At 36.7% G+C, this 17,754-nt stretch carries 16 protein-coding genes and 1 riboswitch; of the genes, 8 read left to right on the plus strand and 8 right to left on the minus strand.

The genetic code is table 11. The features are described from left to right. Window positions 1–8: 8 nt before the first annotated feature. The 5 genes from KBJ98_RS07845 to cobU all read right to left on the minus strand — a co-directional run bounded on the left by KBJ98_RS07845 (window position 9) and on the right by cobU (window position 5,790). Window positions 9–1,919 (minus strand): TonB-dependent receptor plug domain-containing protein, encoded by a 1,911-nt coding sequence (locus KBJ98_RS07845; RefSeq protein ID WP_210789251.1) that lies wholly within the window; start codon window positions 1,917–1,919, stop codon window positions 9–11. A gap of 76 nt (window positions 1,920–1,995) precedes the next feature. Beyond that, window positions 1,996–2,187, minus strand: a riboswitch (cobalamin riboswitch). A gap of 50 nt (window positions 2,188–2,237) precedes the next feature. Continuing rightward, a complete protein-coding gene (gene cobC, locus KBJ98_RS07850; protein ID WP_210789253.1) occupies window positions 2,238–2,774 on the minus strand; it encodes an alpha-ribazole phosphatase in 537 nt (178 codons plus the stop codon). Beyond that, entirely contained in the window at window positions 2,759–3,544 is a 786-nt protein-coding gene (locus KBJ98_RS07855) for an adenosylcobinamide-GDP ribazoletransferase (protein WP_210789255.1), read from the minus strand. Before KBJ98_RS07855 ends, cobC begins: the two co-directional genes overlap by 16 nt. Window positions 3,545–3,595: 51 nt before the next feature. Continuing rightward, window positions 3,596–5,278, minus strand: coding sequence for a nicotinate-nucleotide--dimethylbenzimidazole phosphoribosyltransferase (gene cobT, locus KBJ98_RS07860; RefSeq protein WP_210789257.1), 1,683 nt, complete (start codon window positions 5,276–5,278; stop codon window positions 3,596–3,598). Beyond that, window positions 5,275–5,790 (minus strand): bifunctional adenosylcobinamide kinase/adenosylcobinamide-phosphate guanylyltransferase, encoded by a 516-nt coding sequence (gene cobU / locus KBJ98_RS07865; protein ID WP_210789259.1) that lies wholly within the window; start codon window positions 5,788–5,790, stop codon window positions 5,275–5,277. The genes cobT and cobU overlap by 4 nt, the downstream gene beginning before the upstream one ends. A 158-nt stretch (window positions 5,791–5,948) precedes the next feature. On the opposite strand from cobU, the gene KBJ98_RS07870 reads away from it, so the two are divergent. The 3 genes from KBJ98_RS07870 (at window position 5,949) to KBJ98_RS07880 (ending at window position 8,971) form a co-directional block, all read left to right on the plus strand. Next, window positions 5,949–7,091 (plus strand): ABC transporter substrate-binding protein, encoded by a 1,143-nt coding sequence (locus KBJ98_RS07870; protein ID WP_210789261.1) that lies wholly within the window; start codon window positions 5,949–5,951, stop codon window positions 7,089–7,091. A 66-nt stretch (window positions 7,092–7,157) separates the two neighbouring features. After that, window positions 7,158–8,189, plus strand: a complete 1,032-nt coding sequence (locus KBJ98_RS07875) for a FecCD family ABC transporter permease (RefSeq protein ID WP_210789263.1) — start codon at window positions 7,158–7,160, stop codon at window positions 8,187–8,189. After that, window positions 8,189–8,971: an ABC transporter ATP-binding protein gene (locus tag KBJ98_RS07880; protein ID WP_210789265.1), complete on the plus strand. Its 783-nt coding sequence runs from the start codon at window positions 8,189–8,191 to the stop codon at window positions 8,969–8,971. Before KBJ98_RS07875 ends, KBJ98_RS07880 begins: the two co-directional genes overlap by 1 nt. A gap of 26 nt (window positions 8,972–8,997) precedes the next feature. Here KBJ98_RS07880 and KBJ98_RS07885 read toward each other — a convergent pair whose 3' ends face one another. Both KBJ98_RS07885 and KBJ98_RS07890 read right to left on the minus strand, forming a co-directional pair. Beyond that, window positions 8,998–9,462 (minus strand): tRNA (cytidine(34)-2'-O)-methyltransferase, encoded by a 465-nt coding sequence (locus KBJ98_RS07885; protein WP_210789266.1) that lies wholly within the window; start codon window positions 9,460–9,462, stop codon window positions 8,998–9,000. Window positions 9,463–9,517: 55 nt separating this feature from the next. After that, window positions 9,518–10,090, minus strand: coding sequence for a pseudouridine synthase (locus KBJ98_RS07890; RefSeq protein ID WP_210789268.1), 573 nt, complete (start codon window positions 10,088–10,090; stop codon window positions 9,518–9,520). 159 nt (window positions 10,091–10,249) lie between these two features. Between KBJ98_RS07890 and KBJ98_RS07895 the strand changes: the two genes are divergently transcribed. The 5 genes from KBJ98_RS07895 to KBJ98_RS07915 all read left to right on the plus strand — a co-directional run bounded on the left by KBJ98_RS07895 (window position 10,250) and on the right by KBJ98_RS07915 (window position 16,754). Then, window positions 10,250–13,657: a T9SS-dependent choice-of-anchor J family protein gene (locus KBJ98_RS07895; RefSeq protein ID WP_210789270.1), complete on the plus strand. Its 3,408-nt coding sequence runs from the start codon at window positions 10,250–10,252 to the stop codon at window positions 13,655–13,657. A gap of 154 nt (window positions 13,658–13,811) precedes the next feature. Then, window positions 13,812–15,182 carry a DNA recombination protein RmuC gene (rmuC, locus tag KBJ98_RS07900; protein ID WP_210789272.1) on the plus strand — a complete coding sequence of 457 codons (1,371 nt, stop codon included), beginning with the start codon at window positions 13,812–13,814 and terminating at the stop codon, window positions 15,180–15,182. A 12-nt stretch (window positions 15,183–15,194) separates the two neighbouring features. Then, window positions 15,195–15,560: a 6-phosphogluconate dehydrogenase gene (locus tag KBJ98_RS07905; RefSeq protein WP_210789273.1), complete on the plus strand. Its 366-nt coding sequence runs from the start codon at window positions 15,195–15,197 to the stop codon at window positions 15,558–15,560. After that, window positions 15,561–16,109 carry an acyl-CoA thioesterase gene (locus KBJ98_RS07910; protein ID WP_210789275.1) on the plus strand — a complete coding sequence of 183 codons (549 nt, stop codon included), beginning with the start codon at window positions 15,561–15,563 and terminating at the stop codon, window positions 16,107–16,109. Window positions 16,110–16,214: 105 nt separating this feature from the next. Then, on the plus strand, window positions 16,215–16,754 hold the full coding sequence (locus KBJ98_RS07915; RefSeq protein ID WP_210789277.1) for a YceI family protein: 540 nt from the start codon (window positions 16,215–16,217) through the stop codon (window positions 16,752–16,754). Window positions 16,755–16,756: 2 nt separating this feature from the next. On the opposite strand, the gene KBJ98_RS07920 is transcribed toward KBJ98_RS07915, so the two are convergent. Further along, window positions 16,757–17,671, minus strand: coding sequence for a TIGR01777 family oxidoreductase (locus KBJ98_RS07920; RefSeq protein WP_210789279.1), 915 nt, complete (start codon window positions 17,669–17,671; stop codon window positions 16,757–16,759). Between the last annotated feature and the right edge of the window lie 83 nt (window positions 17,672–17,754).

A 17,754-nucleotide genomic window follows, 5' to 3' on the forward strand; every position in this document is an offset into this window, starting at 1 on the left:
TTATAATCTTAAAATAAGAAATTCAAACCTACTTTAAAGCTTCGACCTCTGGTAGAATACCCTCTAGTCTCAACAAAATCACGATCAAAAATATTATCAACGGCTCCAAAAACTTGAAGTCTATTCTTTAGTAAATCATAACGTGCATTAGCATGCACTAATTGGTAATCTTTCAAAATTTCTGAATTTAACACCGGATCAAAAGTTGGCGCAGGATAGGTTGTGTATTCAAAAACCCTGTCTGAAACAAATTGATACACCATATTAAAAGCCAATCTAGAAGAGGCTTGATAATCAAGAGTAGCGTTTACTTTGTGTTTTGGATTTAGAATTCGAGACTGTCTTTCTAATTCTGTGAAGGTATAGTTAGCTGCTGCTTTTACTTTATCCGAAAAAGCATAAGAAACCATAGTCTCAAGTCCGCGTGCCTTGTTTTTACCAAGTACATTAAAATATTTATAATCGATTAAATCAAACCCTATAGCATCCTCTTCTTCACGTTGAAAAGCAACAGCATTAACTACTAATTTTTTGTTCAAAACACTAGTTTCAAAACCCAATTCAGCCGTAGCATCTTTCTCTGGTGCCAAATCTAATTTTCCGTATTCAGAGTACAATTGGTACAAACTTGGAGTTACAAAAGCCGTACTAAATGAAGCCAGAACTTTAAAATTTGAGTTCACATTGTAGGACGGATTAAAATTGTAAACTAGGTTGTTTCCGTACTCATTATGCATGTTGTAACGTGCACCAGCATTTACGTTTAGTCCAAATTCAGCGTTATAAACCAAAGTAACATAAGGATCAATCATGTTGAATTTTGCCAATTCAGTTGGAATTACAGCAAACTCACTTTCGTTTGACATTTCATGAAACTGAAATTGCGCACCAGTTACCAAGAAAAATTCTGAGCTAAAATTATATTTGTTGAATAAATCAGCATTGACATTTCTTGATTTGTAGTTGCTTAAGCTCCCAAAATTAAAAATTCCTCTTTCAATCAATCCTGCACTAGCATTCAAAACTAATTCACCTTTAGCATATTTCAATTTTGGTGTAAACCCAGCTCTAAACTGCTCAGAAACGCTAAAATTATCTTTATTGTCTGCAAATGAACCTGAATCAAAATCGCTTTTCAAACGATCATAATTAGAGAAAAAATCTAATGAAAAAGCATCATTTACTTTAAAGCCTACTTTTACCACTGCATTAACGCGGGAAAAAGCATCATTTTCAAAAACATCAGCATTTGATGCAGGACGCGCCTCAGAAATACCAGTTGTTTCAGTGCTATTTAGTGCCGTGAAGTAACTGAATTTTTTAGAAGTACCGTTTACTGCGATACCTTGATTAAAATCTTGCAAACTATAATCAACAATTTTAGCAGCCGTTTGCGAACCCATATTCACGTAGGCATTTCCGGCGATTTCTTTTTTGGCTGCTTTTTTAAGTGTAATATTGATTACTCCTGTCGCAGCTCCAGAACCGTACAAAGTACTTGAAGCTCCTTTTAAAATCTCGATGCTTTCGATTTGTTCAACTGGCAAAAGGCGTAAATCGTAAGACAAACTAATTCCAGAAGCATCCGTTACTGGAACTCCATCGATCATAACTAAAACTTGGTGATTGCGTCCGCCGCGAATGTAAAGTCCTAAATCTTTACCCATTCGGCTTTGGTTTCCGTTGATTTCAACACCAGCAACAGTACTCAAAATGGAGGCTACTGACTGTCCCGCTCTCTTTTTAAGATCTTCGGCGGTGATTTTAACAATTACTTTTCCTGATTTTTCTTTAGCTAAAGCAAATTTTGAATCAGATACTACTACCTCATCTAGTTTTTGAGGATCTTGTTCTTGTGCAAACGCACCCATTGCAAAAAATAATGCAAGCGCACTAAAGCGAATGAATTTTTTGTTCATTTTAAAAATGTAAAATTTTAATAACTGGGAGAAAAGCACAGAATTACCCATACCCAAACCTTTTTTCCCGAAAGTTTGATACTCGATGTAATGGGCAGGTCTCCTGGCTTGCGTCTTGTTGTTGACCTTCCCACTCGCCGCGGCGAGCAGTGGTTTTGTAGATAACAACAAGCTTGGTAGCTTACAGTTGCGGGTACAGCTTAGGTTTTGAACCTAATTCCCTTTTAATGCTATTGGAACAAACTGAACCAATAACAACCTCAATACGGGCGCAAATATAGAATTATAAAAGTTTAAAATGCAACAGAAATTTGATTTTTATATTTCAAGCCGAATAACTTGACCAAAATCGACCTTGTTTTGAAAAGCATCTTTCAGCGGTAAATTGCTGTAGGTACATAAAATACTTCGAATTACGCCGGCGTGAGCGACGATTACAATTGGTTTTTGTGATGGATGGCTTAATTCTGTTTCAATAAAAGACAAAACACGATCATGTAAATCAAGAAAAGATTCGCCGTTAGGAACACGAACCGAAACAAAATCAGCCATCCAAGGTTGTAAAACGGCTTCATCAATGGCATTCCATGGTTGGAGTTCCCAATCGCCAAAATTCATTTCGAGCAATCGATCGTCATGCTTTATTTGAGGGATTGCAGCCTGCTTTTGAATAAATGTTGCCAAAATACGGCAGCGTTGCAAGGGACTAGAAAACAACTCAAAATCAGAAGGCAGTTGTTTTACTATTGCTTCAAAAACAGATTCGTAAGGTGATCGAATCTCGACATCGGCATGACCGTAGCACACTCCTTTTTCGCAAACAGTTTCGGTGTGGCGAACTAAATAAATTTCCATATTGCAATACTTGAAAGATAAAAAATAACTTCGCATACTTGTTGCGTAGCACCCAAACAATCACCCGTATAACCGTCAATCCATTTCTGGAAATAGCGTGCCATAAAAATTCGCGTTACTGCTACAAGAACAATAGCTAACAAAAATAAAGGTTGTTGCATGGTCAATAAAACCAAAGGCAGCAATCCAAAAAAACTAGCTCCTACTACTTCACGCCAAGTAAAATTTTGAGCAATAGGTTTGCTTTTACTTGTGGCGTCATCCCTTGAATATTGGTGGGTAAATACAATTGAAATAGCCGCAAATCGACTCAGGGAATGACCACAAATAAAAAATAAAGCAATGCAGTAAAATGCAGTGCTATTGACTGTAATGAGCTCGTGTAAAGCTAAAAATTTAAGTAAAAAAAGTAAGATCAACCCGATGGCTCCGTAGGCTCCAATAGCGCTATCTTTCATGATGAGTAAGATTTTTTCTTTGGTCCAACCGCCACCAAAACCATCACAAACATCGGCAAAACCATCTTCATGAAAAGCTCCGGTGATCAAAATGGAAGCAATCATGGACAAAACCAAAGCTATACTTTCATTAAAAAGCTGGCTACCCAAAAAGTAAATTCCAAATGAACCGCCCCCAACTATCCAACCAATCAAGGGGAAATAACGAGATGCTTTATTCAGGGAATCAGCATCATGTTCGATGTTTTTGGGACAAGGAATCCTGGTGTAAAACATCAAGGCAGTAAAAAACAAGTGTATTTCTTTTTTCATTTGTAGTGTATTAAAAATCAATTCCTCCTCTTGGAAATTATCGAACAAGCATTAAATTTCTTTCGAGTTTACTCCGGCACTTTCAAAACTGGCCATTTCATTCAAAAAAGCTACAGCCGATTGCACCAAAGGAAATGCGAGCGCGCAGCCCGTTCCTTCACCTAAGCGTAAATCCAATTGCAACAAAGGACGAACGCCTAAGTAGTTTATGATTTTTTGATGCCCTTGCTCAGCTGATAAGTGACAAAAAATCGCGTTGTGCAAAACAGCAGGATCTTTTTTAAAAGCAACCAAAAAAGCAACTGTGGCTATAAAACCATCCACGAGTATCAACATATTTTGTGCTTTTGCCTCGAGCATAGCTCCCACCATTTGCATGATTTCGAAACCTCCAAAATAGGCCAATTGACTATCTAATGTTTCAGGACCGGTGTAATTATTCAGCGCTTTTTTGGCAATTTCTTGTTTGAATCGGAGTTTTTCATTGGCAATTCCTGTTCCTAAACCGATACATTCTTCGATGGGGATTTGCAACAAAACACTCATCAAAACAGCTGCTGTTGTAGTGTTCCCGATGCCCATTTCGCCAAAACCGATGCAATTGCAATTAGTTTGCGCTATAGTACGAACAATTTCGGATCCTTTTGAAAAACACAATTGCAACTCGGTGCTACTCATGGCCGGTTCGTTCAAAAAAGAAGCCGTGCCCTTTCCTATTTTAGCAGCAATCAAGGCTGTGTTCGTTGGGAAATCGTAGTTTACACCTGCATCAACAATAGAAAGTGCAATATTATTTTGTTTACAAAAAACATTGATTGCGGCGCCACCATCCAAAAAGTTTGTCACCATTTGCCGCGTAACATCTTGCGGATAAGCGCTGACGCCATGATTGGCAATGCCATGATCTGCGGCAAAAACAACCAAATGTGGCGCGATAATTTTTGGTGAATCAGTTTGAAAAACTACCGCTATTTGCTTCGCCAAATTTTCTAAAACACCTAAGGAAGCGGTAGGTTTTGTTTTTTGATCTATTTTGAACTGAATAGCTGTTTCAAAAGAGAGATTTTTTGATTGTTGTCGAGCAACAGCAGGAGTTATAACATCCTCCAAAGGGTGTAAAAAGTCAATCGTTGTTACCTGCGCAGCGGACTGTTTTTCTCGCCATTCCAATTGTTGCAACATGGGTTGCTTGCCATAATCCGTAGCCGGTTTGCCAACACAAAAGTAGCCCAAAGGCTCAATATGTTCTGGTAATCCGAGTAATTGTTTGAATTGATGGTAATTTAAAATCGACACCCATCCCATAGAATAACCTTGCTCTGTGAGCGAAAGCCAAATATTTTGTGCTGCGCAAACCGCACTAAACTTGATTGACTCATTGCTGCCCACGGTGCCAATGGTAAACGAATTTAGGACCGAACGATCGTAGGCAATTACTAATCCAACAGGCGCTTCCTCTATTGCTTCTAATTTCAAGGCTTTGTAGGATTGCTCTTGTTCATGATTGTCAGTTTGGGCAATTGCTTTCGCATCATAAGCCACAAAAAGTTTTTTTATTGCTTTTTTTACCTCAGCAGAATGAATCGTGTAATAGCGCGTAGCATCAGTTAAACCTACAGATGGCGCATAGTTTCCGGCTTGTAAGGCTTTTGCCAAAACATCATCCGGAACAGGATCTGCGGTAAAATGACGGGTATCGCGACGCGATTGCATGATTTTATCTAATTGTGTCATTTTGCTTTTTTAATTTCAACCGGAATTCCTGAAACCATCAGCACCACGTTATCGGCTTTGCTCGCTATATATTGATTCATCCAGCCCTGCAATTCGGTAAACTTGCGTCCAACCGCAGTTTCAGCATGAAGTCCCATTCCGATTTCGTTTGTAACTATGATAATTGTAGCATTTTCTTGTTTTACTAAAGCATCAATTTCAGCTTTGGCTTGTTCCAAACATAAGGGTACATCATTTTTTGTATCGACAAAAAAGTTAGTCAGCCAAAGCGTCACGCAATCAACCACTGCTACTTTACCAGAAAAATCAATCTCGCTCAAAAATTTCTCTTTTTCGATATTGATCCAACGTTCGTCTCTGTCTTTTTGATGTCTGTCAATACGCTCTTGAAAATTAGCATCCCACTTGCGCGCAGTTGCTACATATAAAGGTCGTTCTGCTAACTTTTTCGCGAGGTTTTCGGCAAAGGAACTTTTGCCTGAGCGCTCACCGCCTGTAATTAAATACATCATTTGAAATTCATTTATTTGCCAGACTAAAAACTAAAAAGTACTCTCGCCCACATTTTTTTGAGGGGTAAAGATAGTGTTTGTTGATTTTTTTACTGCAAAAAATAAACAAGAAAATAGATTAATTTGGGCTACCTTTGCCGTGATTTTAAATTTACCTCATGAGAATTTCAGTACCAAATTTACTTATGCTCCTTGTTTTTGTTGCTTTAAACTCTTGCAAAAACGAGGTAAAATCGGATAAAAAAACCACCAAAAAAAGCCAGAATAGCATTTCGTACGCAAGTGGTTTATCAATTGTATCCTATGATGGTTATGATGTTGTAACCGTATCGGATGCGTGGCCGCAAGCTAAAAAAGATTTTACCTATGTACTGAAAGAGCAGCAAGCTCAAATTCCAGATAGCTTGTCTGAATATGAAACTATAAATGTGCCATTGCAAAGTATCGTAGTTACCTCAACTACTTCGATTCCGTTTTTAGAAATGTTGGGTGTTGAAAAAAAATTAATTGGTTTTCCGCATACAGATTATGTTTCATCTGTTAAAACGCGTCGACTTATTGATGCTGGAAAAGTGACTAATATTGGGCAAAATGAAAAGCTAAATATTGAACAATTAATTGCGTTATCACCTGATGCCATAGTGACTTTTGGTATTGATAATTCAAATCCAGTTTTGGATAATTTACAAAAAAGTGGTTTAAAAGTATTGATCCAAGCCGATTGGATGGAACAAACTCCCCTTGGAAAAGCAGAATGGATTAAACTGTATGGCGCTTTGTTTGGCAAGAAAAAAGAAGCCAACACACTTTTCAATACTATTGTAAAAAATTATAAAGAGGCGCAACAAATGGTAGCTACTAAAAAACCTTCAAGCACAGTGTTATATGGGTCGATGTACGCAGACACTTGGTACGTTGCCAAGGGAAACAGTTGGGTAGCACAATTCATGAAAGATGCAAAAGCCAATTACCTTTGGTCAGATGTGGCCGGCTCAGGAAGTTTGAATTTACCATTTGAAAAAGTTCTTGAAAAAGCTCAAAATGCAGATTATTGGATTGCCACTGGAGCGATCAAAAGCAAAGCTGAATTTGAAAAAAGTAATCCGCATTATGCTCAATTTACAGCCTTACAAAAAAATAAAGTTTTTACTTTTGAGGCCAAATTAGGAGCCAAAGGCGGCACGATTTATTATGAAATAGCTGCCAGCAGACCTGATTTGGTTTTGAAAGATTATATTAAAATTTTTCATCCAGAGGTGCTGCCAAACTATAATTTTACCTTTGCGGAACAATTGCAATAATCGCAAAACATCTTTTAAAACATAACTTTTCAAACAAAAGCAATCAGAAATTAATCTTAAAAAACATTGAGTTCAAGCAAGAGAAATAGCTTTTTATTTGTAATCCTAGCCATTGGGTTGGTAGTGTTGTTTTTTGTAAACATCAGTTATGGCGCGATTCAAATTCCAACGGCAGATATTTATAACAGTCTCACGGGAGGACATGCAAGCAAAACAACTTGGGAATACATAATTATCAATTACCGCTTACCAAAAGCCATCACGGCTATCTTGGTAGGTGCTGGATTGTCAATAAGTGGTTTATTGATGCAAACCTTGTTTCGAAATCCGCTTGCGGGACCGTACGTTTTGGGTTTAAGCTCAGGAGCGAGTTTGGGAGTAGCCTTTGTAATTTTAGGAGCTGGATTATTGCCCTCATTTTTAAGTACCCTCATCACCTCGCCTTACGGAATAGTACTAGCGTCGACCATTGGAAGTTCACTGGTTTTATTGGCCGTATTGGCGGTTTCACAAAAGCTGCGAGACACTATGGCTATCTTGATTGTCGGATTAATGTTTGGTAGTTTTACAAGCGCTTTTGTTGGTGTTTTAACTTATTTTAGTTCGGCAGAACAACTACAAAAATTCACCTTTTGGTCAATGGGAAATTTAGGAAACCTATCTTGGACATCAATTGGTCTCTTGACTTTTTGTGTGATCGTGGGGATTTTAATCAGTATTTTCAGCATCAAACCTTTGAATGCGCTACTTTTAGGCGAAAATTACGCTCGCAGTATGGGTTTGAATTTTAAACGCACTCGAAACATAATCATTTTAGCTACAAGTATTTTGGCAGGAAGTATTACGGCATTCGCGGGCCCTATAGCCTTTGTTGGCTTAGCTGTACCACACATCGCTAAATTGGTTTTTCAAACTAGTAATCATGCCGTTTTATTTTGGAGCACGCTACTATTTGGTGCAGCAATCCTTTTGTTATGTGACGTTTTAACACAACTACCAGGTTTAGAAGTCATGCTGCCAATTAATGCTATTACCTCGATTATTGGTGCCCCAATTGTCATTTGGTTATTGGTACGCAAACAAAAAATGATTGCCTAATGAATGCAAAAACACTCATATCAGCAACTGATATTAGCATAGGCTACACGCACAAAAAAACAACAATTACCGTTGCTTCAAAGGTGAACGTGCAACTTGAAACTGGTAAACTTGTTGCTCTTGTTGGTGCCAACGGAATTGGAAAATCTACATTGCTAAAAACGCTTACAGGAATACAAAAACCATTACAGGGAACTGTTTCTTTGGAGGATAAAAAAATCGATACATTCAGCCCGCTAGAACTTGCGCAAAAATTAAGTTTAGTTTTAACCGAAAAATTACCACCGAGTAATCTTACTGTTTTCGAATTGATTGCACTGGGCCGTCAACCTTATACCAATTGGATAGGCACATTAACGCCAAATGACATTTCCAAAGTAAATGAGGCAATGGAGCTCACGCAAATTAGCCATTTGGCACACAAAAAGCATTTTGAAATTAGCGACGGTCAACTTCAAAAAGTACTGATTTCGCGAGCATTGGCACAAGATACGGAGCTGATAATTCTCGACGAACCCAGCACACACCTCGACTTATTGCACAAAGTGGCTCTTTTTAAATTGCTTAAAAAATTAACCTCGGAATTAGGCAAATGCATTTTATTTTCAACACACGATATTGATATGGCCATACAATTGAGTGACGAAATGATCATCATGACACCCGAAGCTACTTTTCAGGACCAACCTTGCAATTTTATTTCTAAAGGAACTTTTAGTACACTTTTTAAAGATGACCACATCGCTTTTGATACTGAAAAAGGAAAGTTTGTAATCACTTAAACGCAAATTAAAACAGCTGTAGCAACTTATTTTGATTTGAAATAAAGCTGTCTTTTGGCCTCACCTACCACAAATGCTACGGAATTGGCAATATTAAAACTTCTAATTAAGGGCGACATCGGAATTTTTAATTGATTTTTCTTGTCGAATAAATTCAAAACTTCTTGACTTAAGCCAACGCTTTCTTTACCAAAAACCAACCAATCTTCGTCTTGAAATTCAATATCTAAATACGAATTTTCGGCATGCGAACTCATCAAAAAAACACGTGATTTATCAGGAACTTGATCGAGCCACTCGCTTACATTTTGATATTCGGTTACATCAAGGTGTACCCAATAATCCAATCCTGAACGTTTTAAATTTTTATCATTAATGACAAAACCAAAAGGGTGAATTAAGTGCAAACGGCTTTCGGTACCTACTGATAACCTGCCAATGTTTCCGGTATTATTTGGAATTTCAGGTTCTACTAAAACGATATTTAACATTTTATACTTTATTATGAGATTGGAAAATTAAAAGGCTGAAAATTAATCCTACCTTTTAACTTTCTATTTGAAAATTTTCTACTTCAATTACTTCTCCTGCCTGCAAATTTTTAAGATTTACGTTTCCTATTCGTACGCGAACTAATCGCAATGTAGGAAATCCAACTGCAGCAGTCATTTTACGCACTTGCCGAAATTTACCTTCGTTAACTGTGATCGATGCCCATGAAGTAGGACCATGACGCTCGTCTCTAATTTTTTTTCCGCGTGGGCCAAAATCGGGTACAAACTCAAGTGCATTCGCTTTGCAAGGCTTGGTTATGTATTTTGTACCATTAAACCCAATTTCAACACCAACTCTAATTTTCTCAATAGCTTCTTGAGTGATTAGCCCATCAACTTGAACAAAATATTCTTTCTCGACTTTTTTACTTCGTATCCGTTCACTCTCTTTTCCGTCTGTGGTTAAAAGTAGAAGTCCCTCTGAATCCTCATCCAAGCGACCAATAGCCATTGTACCTTCCGGAAAATCATACAATTCACCAAGTAAGCGTTTTTTTCGCTTTAGCTCGTAAATAAACTGGCTTAAATATCCGTAAGGCTTGTGAATGATGAAATGGCGGTGCATGCTTAGATTCTTTGGCTACAAAGATAGGTCGTTTCTCTATTGTAAAAAAACAGCACCTAGTTTCCTTCAAAATCTATTTTTTTTAAAAAAAAGCAACTGATAATATTGGCTTAACCTTAGGAATTCTATTTTTGTGGCCAATTAATTAATTGTTACCCTATGAAACACAATTACGCATTTAAAACCTTAGCGTTTTTCTTATTAGCACTTCTGGCATTCAGCTGGAATATTTCGGCACAAGCCACGCAGCCAACCCCTCAAGCCTTACCCTTTCTACAAAATTTTAATGGTCTTGATGTTGCATCAACTACTTATCCAGATGGATTTCAAGGATGGACAGCCAGTACTTCACCTGGAAGCAGTTACAACACTTCAGCAACTATAGCTGCTGACAGAGTTTTAGTAGGTAGTAGTACCGCTGCAACAAGTAGTGGAAACGTGCACAACTACAACGGTAAAATTGGTTTTTTAAACACTGGCTCATTAGATTTAAGTATTGGCTTGGCTATAAAAACTACAGGTAAATCCGGAATTTTTGTAGAATATGATGCTATGGTTATTCGTAATCCATATAACGGAACGAACAATACCCGCATCAATGATATGATTTTACAGTATCGCGTAGGAACGACAGATGCTTTTGTAAATTTACTTTCCACTGCTTACGCAAATACTACTACTCCACAATCAGCAGGAACAGCAGAGCAAAATCCACAAAAGATAAAAATACAATTGCCAGCCGATTGCGACAACAAAGATATTGTTCAACTCAGATGGATTTCAAAACAAACATCTGGCGGAGGTGCAAGACCATCTTTTGCAATCGATAACATCAGCATTACAAACGATACCGAAGCCCCAAAATATGCAGATGGTTTTCCAAAAATAAACAATATCCTTTCAGAGGGATTTGACTTTGCTACGCAACTTAATGAAAACGGAAAAACGTTTTTTGTTGTTTTACCAGCTGGAAGTAATGCTCCTAGCGTTGCGCAGATTAAAGCAGGAACCGACTCTAATAATACGGCTGCACTTAAAACAGGAGTTCTTGTTATAGCCGATCCTGCTGTTGTTTACACTGCTGCAGTGAGCGGATTAACATTAGGAACAAGCTACAATGTTTACGCTGTATCTGAGGATACTTCAGGGAATTTACAAGCTGCAAGCACCATATTAAATGTAACTACTTCGAATGTTGTAGTACCTTCAATTACAACCACTATAAATGAATTGAACTTTAGTTTTGTGGAACAAAATACTTTAAGCTCAATTTTAAACTACGGTATTCAAGGACAAAATTTAACCCAGGCGGTTACAGTTACTGCTCCTTCAGAATTTTCAATTTCAAAAACAGAAAGCACTGGTTTTCAAAGTAGTTTAAGTTTTGAAGTTAGCGAATTCGCAAACAACGCTACTCCAAAAGTTTTTGTACAATTTAACCCAACAACAACTGGGGTAAAATCTGGAGTAATTACACTTGCTACTACTGGTGGCTCATCAAAAACAGTAGCTGTTACTGGAATAGGAATCAACCCGTACACTCAAGATTTTAACGATATAAATGTATTGACTAATAGCGGCTGGACTTCATATAGTGTAGCAGGAGATAAAGTAAAATGGAGCAGTACAACTTCTCGTTTTAATAGCTCACCTGCAGCAGTACAAATGAATGGATTTTCAGAAAATGGACCAAGTAAAGATTGGTTGATTTCGCCAGCAATGCGTTTAAATTCATTTGATAAATTCCCATTGTTATCTTTTTTCAGCAGAAAATTCTTTTCTGGAAATACTTTAAAATTAATGGTATCTACCAATTATGATGGAAAAAGCAATCCTGAAACAGCTACATGGACTGCTTTAAATGGTGATTTTCCAACTACAACAGGAACTTTCAAACAGTCGCAATTTATCAATCTAGAAGCCTATAAATCAAACAGCACCTATGTTGCATGGGTATATGAATCAGGTTTGAATGGAGCTACAGACAGTGCTGAGTGGACACTTGACGATGTAAAAATTACAAATGAAGCTGCTTTCATCGCAACAATACCAACTTTAAATTTTGGTGAAATCGCCCCAAATACAGTTTCTGCTAGCCAATCTTTTACTTTCATGGCTGGAGGATACGGCGCTATAACTGTAACAGCACCTTTGTACTATCAATTAAGTTTGGATAATACTAACTTTCAAAACAACGTACAAGTAACTGCTGAACAAGCATTGGCTGGAATTACGCTTTATGCTCGTTTTGCTCCAACTACAAAAGAGTTAAATAGTGCTGGACCATTGCAATTAAATGGAACAGGATTGAACCAACAATTAGGTATGTTAACTGCATCATCTTTAACTAAATCTGAAACTTTTGATATCGTTACTTACAATTTAGAGTTTTTTGGAACTGACGTAAAAGATACTAGCGGAGCTGAATTCGGTCCAACAGATGACGCACTACAAATAGATAACGTAGCAAAAGTAATGAACACTTTAAATGCAGATGTATACGCTGTACAAGAGGTATCTGATGATGCTGCTTTAGAGACTTTAATTACAAAAATAAATGTGAACGGAAAAACTTTCGCAAAAGCAGTTTCTCCTGTGTGGTCACGCTCTTTCCAACCAGCCGATCCTACTTTTCCACCTCAAAAGTTAGTTGTATTGTACAACACTCAAACTACTTCTGTTAAAAAGACACGTGTCATGTTTAGTAAATTGTACGACGATGTTCGTGCTGGGACAACTACTTTACCTAATTACCCAAGTACTGGTGAAAGCTTTTATTCATCTGGTCGTTTACCGTACATGGTAGAACTTGAAACTAATATTGGTGGTATTAAAAAAGACCTTAAAATAGTTAATTTACACGCTCGTGCTAATAGTGGTACTGATATTACGCGTTACAATATGCGTAAATATGATGCTGAATTACTAAAAGACAGTTTAGATACTCAATATCCAGATGCTAACATCATTTTGTTAGGTGATTTTAATGACGACGTAGATGTCTCTGTAATTGCAGGTAATCCTTCATCATACCAAAAATTGGTTGAAGATACCGCTCGTTACAATGCATTGACATTAGACATTAGTAAAGCAGGTGCTTTTAGTTTCTTATCATCTGGAGGATTTTTAGATCACATCTTAATCTCGAATGAGTTGAATGACGAGTACATCGCGAATTCTATTCAAGTATACGACCCACGTCCTGAAATTACAAATTACGTTAACACCACTTCAGACCATGGACCAGTTATTGCTCGCTTTGAATTAAAAGCAGATCCTACACTTGGATTATCTAATCCAGTAACCAATAGCACTGCTGTAAACGGTTATCCAAATCCAGTGAACGATATTTTTACTGTAAATGTAACTAGCACTGATAGTGAAAAAACTAGTGTGCAATTCTACGATCTTCTTGGTCGTAAAGTAGGAAAACCAGTTATTTTAAAAGCTACTTCAAATGGTAGTTCAGCTGCGATTGATGTAGCGCAATTACCTACAGGTATTTACATTTATACCGTGACAAGCGGTGAAAAAGTAATTTACACTCAAAAAATAATTAAAAAATAAGCTTTAAAAGCAACTCTAAAAAGCCAGATTTCATACTCTTGAAATCTGGCTTTTTTTTATGCAACAACACGTTAAAATGCAATACTAATTTGTTTGTCACAATCAAAACCTAGAATCTTTTCCTTACTTTTACCAACTGACAAATATTTAATTTATGACCAACCTACTAACATTTTTAATCGTTTTTATTGTAGCCCTAGGCATTGGAATTTTTATCGGAAAATTGCTTTTTACCGCTCAAGCAAAAGGCGAAAAAATAAGTTTAGAAGAAAAAATTCTTGCTCTTACGCAACAATATTCACAATTAAAAGAACAAGCCAATGCAGAGCAACTTCAATTTGAAAAACGGATTGAAGTAATAAGCAATGAAAAAGAACGCATAAGAGACGAGAAAGACAGCCTAGCGATTCAACTCTCTAAAAAAGAAGTAGACTTTGAAAATCTTTGGGAACGCAACAAGGAACAAAAAGAAGAAGTGGAACAACTACAAGCTAAATTCACTAAAGAATTTGAAAATTTAGCCAATAAAATTCTCGAAGAAAAATCGAATAAATTTACCGAACAAAATAGAGAAAACATGAAAAATATCTTGTCACCGCTACAGGATAAGATTCAGTTGTTCGAAAAAAAGGTCGAAGATACCCACAAGGAAAGTATCGATTATCACGCTGCATTACGCCAACAAATTTTGGGCTTGCGCGAAATGAATATTCAAATGAGCAAAGAGACAATTAACCTTACCAAAGCATTAAAAGGCGATAGCAAAATGCAAGGAAATTGGGGCGAATTAGTTTTGGAACGCGTTCTAGAAAAGTCAGGACTAGAAAAAGGACGAGAATACGAAGTGCAACAAGCTTTTACGACCGAAGAGGGCAATCGTGTTTTTCCTGACGTAGTGATTAACTTACCTGATGGCAAGAAAATGATTGTCGATTCAAAAGTATCCTTAACAGCCTATGAAAAATACAGCAACGAAGAAGATGATACTATAAGAAGTGGTTGGCTAAAAGAACATGTAAACTCTATAAAACGTCACGTAGAACAATTAGGCAACAAAAACTACCACGATCTATACCATATTGAAAGTCCTGATTTTGTATTGCTATTTATCCCAATTGAACCCGCTTTTGCTGTTGCATTAAATGAAGATAATAGTTTGTACAACAAAGCTTTTGAGAAAAATATCGTCATCGTAACGCCATCTACATTACTAGCTACTTTACGCACCATTGATAGCATGTGGACCAATCAAAAACAACAAGAAAACGCACTCGAAATTGCAAGACAAGCAGGCGCACTCTACGATAAATTTGAAGGCTTTGTCAATGATTTGATTAAAATTGGTAAAAAAATTGACGAAAGTAAAACAGAGTATGCAGCGGCCATGAACAAATTAGTGGAAGGAAAAGGAAACTTAATAATTAGTGTAGAAAAATTAAAGAAAATGGGAGCCAAAGCTAAAAAAGCACTACCCGAAAGTATTATAAACCGAGCAGAAAAAGACGAAAATAAACTACTAAACTAAGTACAGATACAGATGAGAAAATTTTTAATGATCACTTTAGCAATAATAGTCTTAGGACTTGTTTCCTATTTTACCTTTTTATACAATGCCACTTACAGCGAAGGAGTGCGCTCTGGCGAATTAATAAAAGTGAGCAACAAAGGAGTTATTTTTAAAACTTGGGAAGGCGAAATCAGTCAAGGAATCTCAGGTGCACAAATATTTTCATTTTCTGTTTTAGACAGCCAATCTGATGTAATTACGCAGCTACAAGAAATGGAAGGGCAATATGTACAAGTAAATTATGTTGAAAAATACCGCACTTTCCCATGGTGGGGTGACACGCGTTACTTTATCACTTCAGTAAAAAAAGTAAATTCTCCTTTCAAAATCAAGTAGATGAAAACTTCCTATAAAACCGTGGCGAGTTCAGATATTAAAATTTCTGAATTGATGCTTCCATCCCATACCAATTTTAGCGGAAAAATTCATGGCGGCTACATTTTATCCCTTTTAGATCAAATTGCTTTTGCATGTGCTTCTAAATTTTCAGGACATTATTGCGTTACGGCATCAGTAGATACGGTCAATTTTTTACGCCCCATTGAAGTGGGCGAATTGGTAACGATGAAAGCAAGCGTGAATTACGTAGGTAATAGTTCTATGATTGTAGGCATTCGTGTGGAATCAGAAAACATTCAAACAGGTGAAATAAAACACTGCAACTCCTCTTATTTTACAATGGTTGCCAAAGACAATAACGGTAAAAGCATAGCCGTTCCTGGTTTGATTTTATCGAATATGAATGATGTACGACGTTGTTTTAATTGCATCAAACAAATTGCTCAGAAAAAAGAAAAAGACCTACACGAAGAAATATTCGATTACAGTTCGCCCGAAGCACTTGCTAGCTTAGAGCAGCATCATATCCAATTGGATTTACGCTAAAAATGACATCAAAAATATACCAAGTCCTATTGATAATCTTAGGACTTTTTTTGTGTATCTAAGAAACGATTCGTAAATTTAAGTGTTTATTGTTAATTAGTAGTCATGAAAAAGATGGTCCTTTTGCTACTCACTTGCAGCCAACTATCAATGTTGGCACAAGACCGTTTGAGCACTACAAAAGGAATAACAGAATTTGAAGCCTCAATACCCATGTTTGAAGAGGTGAAAGCCTTGAATACTAAAACCTCTTGTGCCCTACTAACCAAATCTGGGAACATAAACTGCTGGATGAACATTAAGGATTTTAATTTTCCCCGCGCCTTAATGCAACAACATTTCAACGAAAATTACATGGAGAGTAATCGGTTTTCACGAGCTTTATTTAAAGGGAGTATTGAGAAATTTGACCTTGAAAAATGCAGCAATACGCCTCAAAATTATATTGTTTCAGGAAAATTAACGATCAAAGGGATCACAAAAAAAATTAGTATTCCGGCTACTATCAAAAAAACAAGTGAAGGATTGTCTTTTCAAGCTAATTTTACAGTCAATACAGACGACTACAACATCGAAATTCCGCTTTTGGTTCGTTCAAAAATTTCTAAAAAAGTAAATACAAGCCTCCTTTTTGTCTTACAATAAACTTATTTTATTAAACAGTTGCGCAAGGCACCTTCAAGGTTTTTGAATTGAAAACGAAAACCAGCAGCTTCAATTTTTTGAGAAGAAACTCTGCGACCAGTCAGTACAATTTTTGACATTTCGCCCATTGCTAATTTTATAACGAACTCCGGAACCGCCGGCAACCAGATGGAATAGCGATATACACAGGCAAGAGTTTTAGAAAAAATAGAATTGTTAGTGTCATCTTGAACCGCAGCATTATAAGCACCTTGCATTTCATTGTTTTCTAGCGCCATAGCATACATCTCACACAAATCATCAATATGAATCCATGGCATATATTGCTTACCACTTCCAATAATCGCACCCAATCTGTACTTAAATAAGGGAGCCAATTTAGACAAAAAACCATCGCCTTTTCCTAGTACTAAACCAGTTCGAATTTTAACAGTTCGAATGTTTCTGTTTTCAATAAAGTCCAAAGAATCCTCCCATTTCTGGCAAGTATAGCCCAAAAAATCATTTGCAGGAGGCATATCCTCTGTACAAATCTCAGGTCCATCAACAGCACCATAAATACCAATTGCTGAAGCAGATACAAAAGCCTCAAGCTTTTTATTTTGTTTTTTAATTACAGAATACAGCAAAACTGTAGATTGCTCTCTACTTTCAATAATTGCCGCTTTACGTTTTGCCGTCCATCGTTTCTCAGCAATGTTTTCACCAGCTAGATGTACTATATAATCAGCCTTGGCAACAGCTTTTTCATCTATAGTTTGCTGAGCAACATCCCATTGATAGTAAAAAACATCTTTTTGATTGGCTTGCACCTTTCGAGTTAAAATTGAAACTGAATAGCCTCTTTTTAACAAAAGTGCCGTTAAATGCTTCCCTACAAATCCAGTACCGCCGCTAATTAATACATTCTTTTTCATAATACCGTAAAGCTAGTGATTTTTTGATGATATAAAATTATATTAAATTTTGTTTAACTTTATTAATATATAGTTAAACATTT

Origin of the sequence: Flavobacterium erciyesense, from assembly GCF_018069925.1 — a bacterium.
Taxonomy (GTDB): Bacteria; Bacteroidota; Bacteroidia; order Flavobacteriales; family Flavobacteriaceae; genus Flavobacterium; species Flavobacterium erciyesense.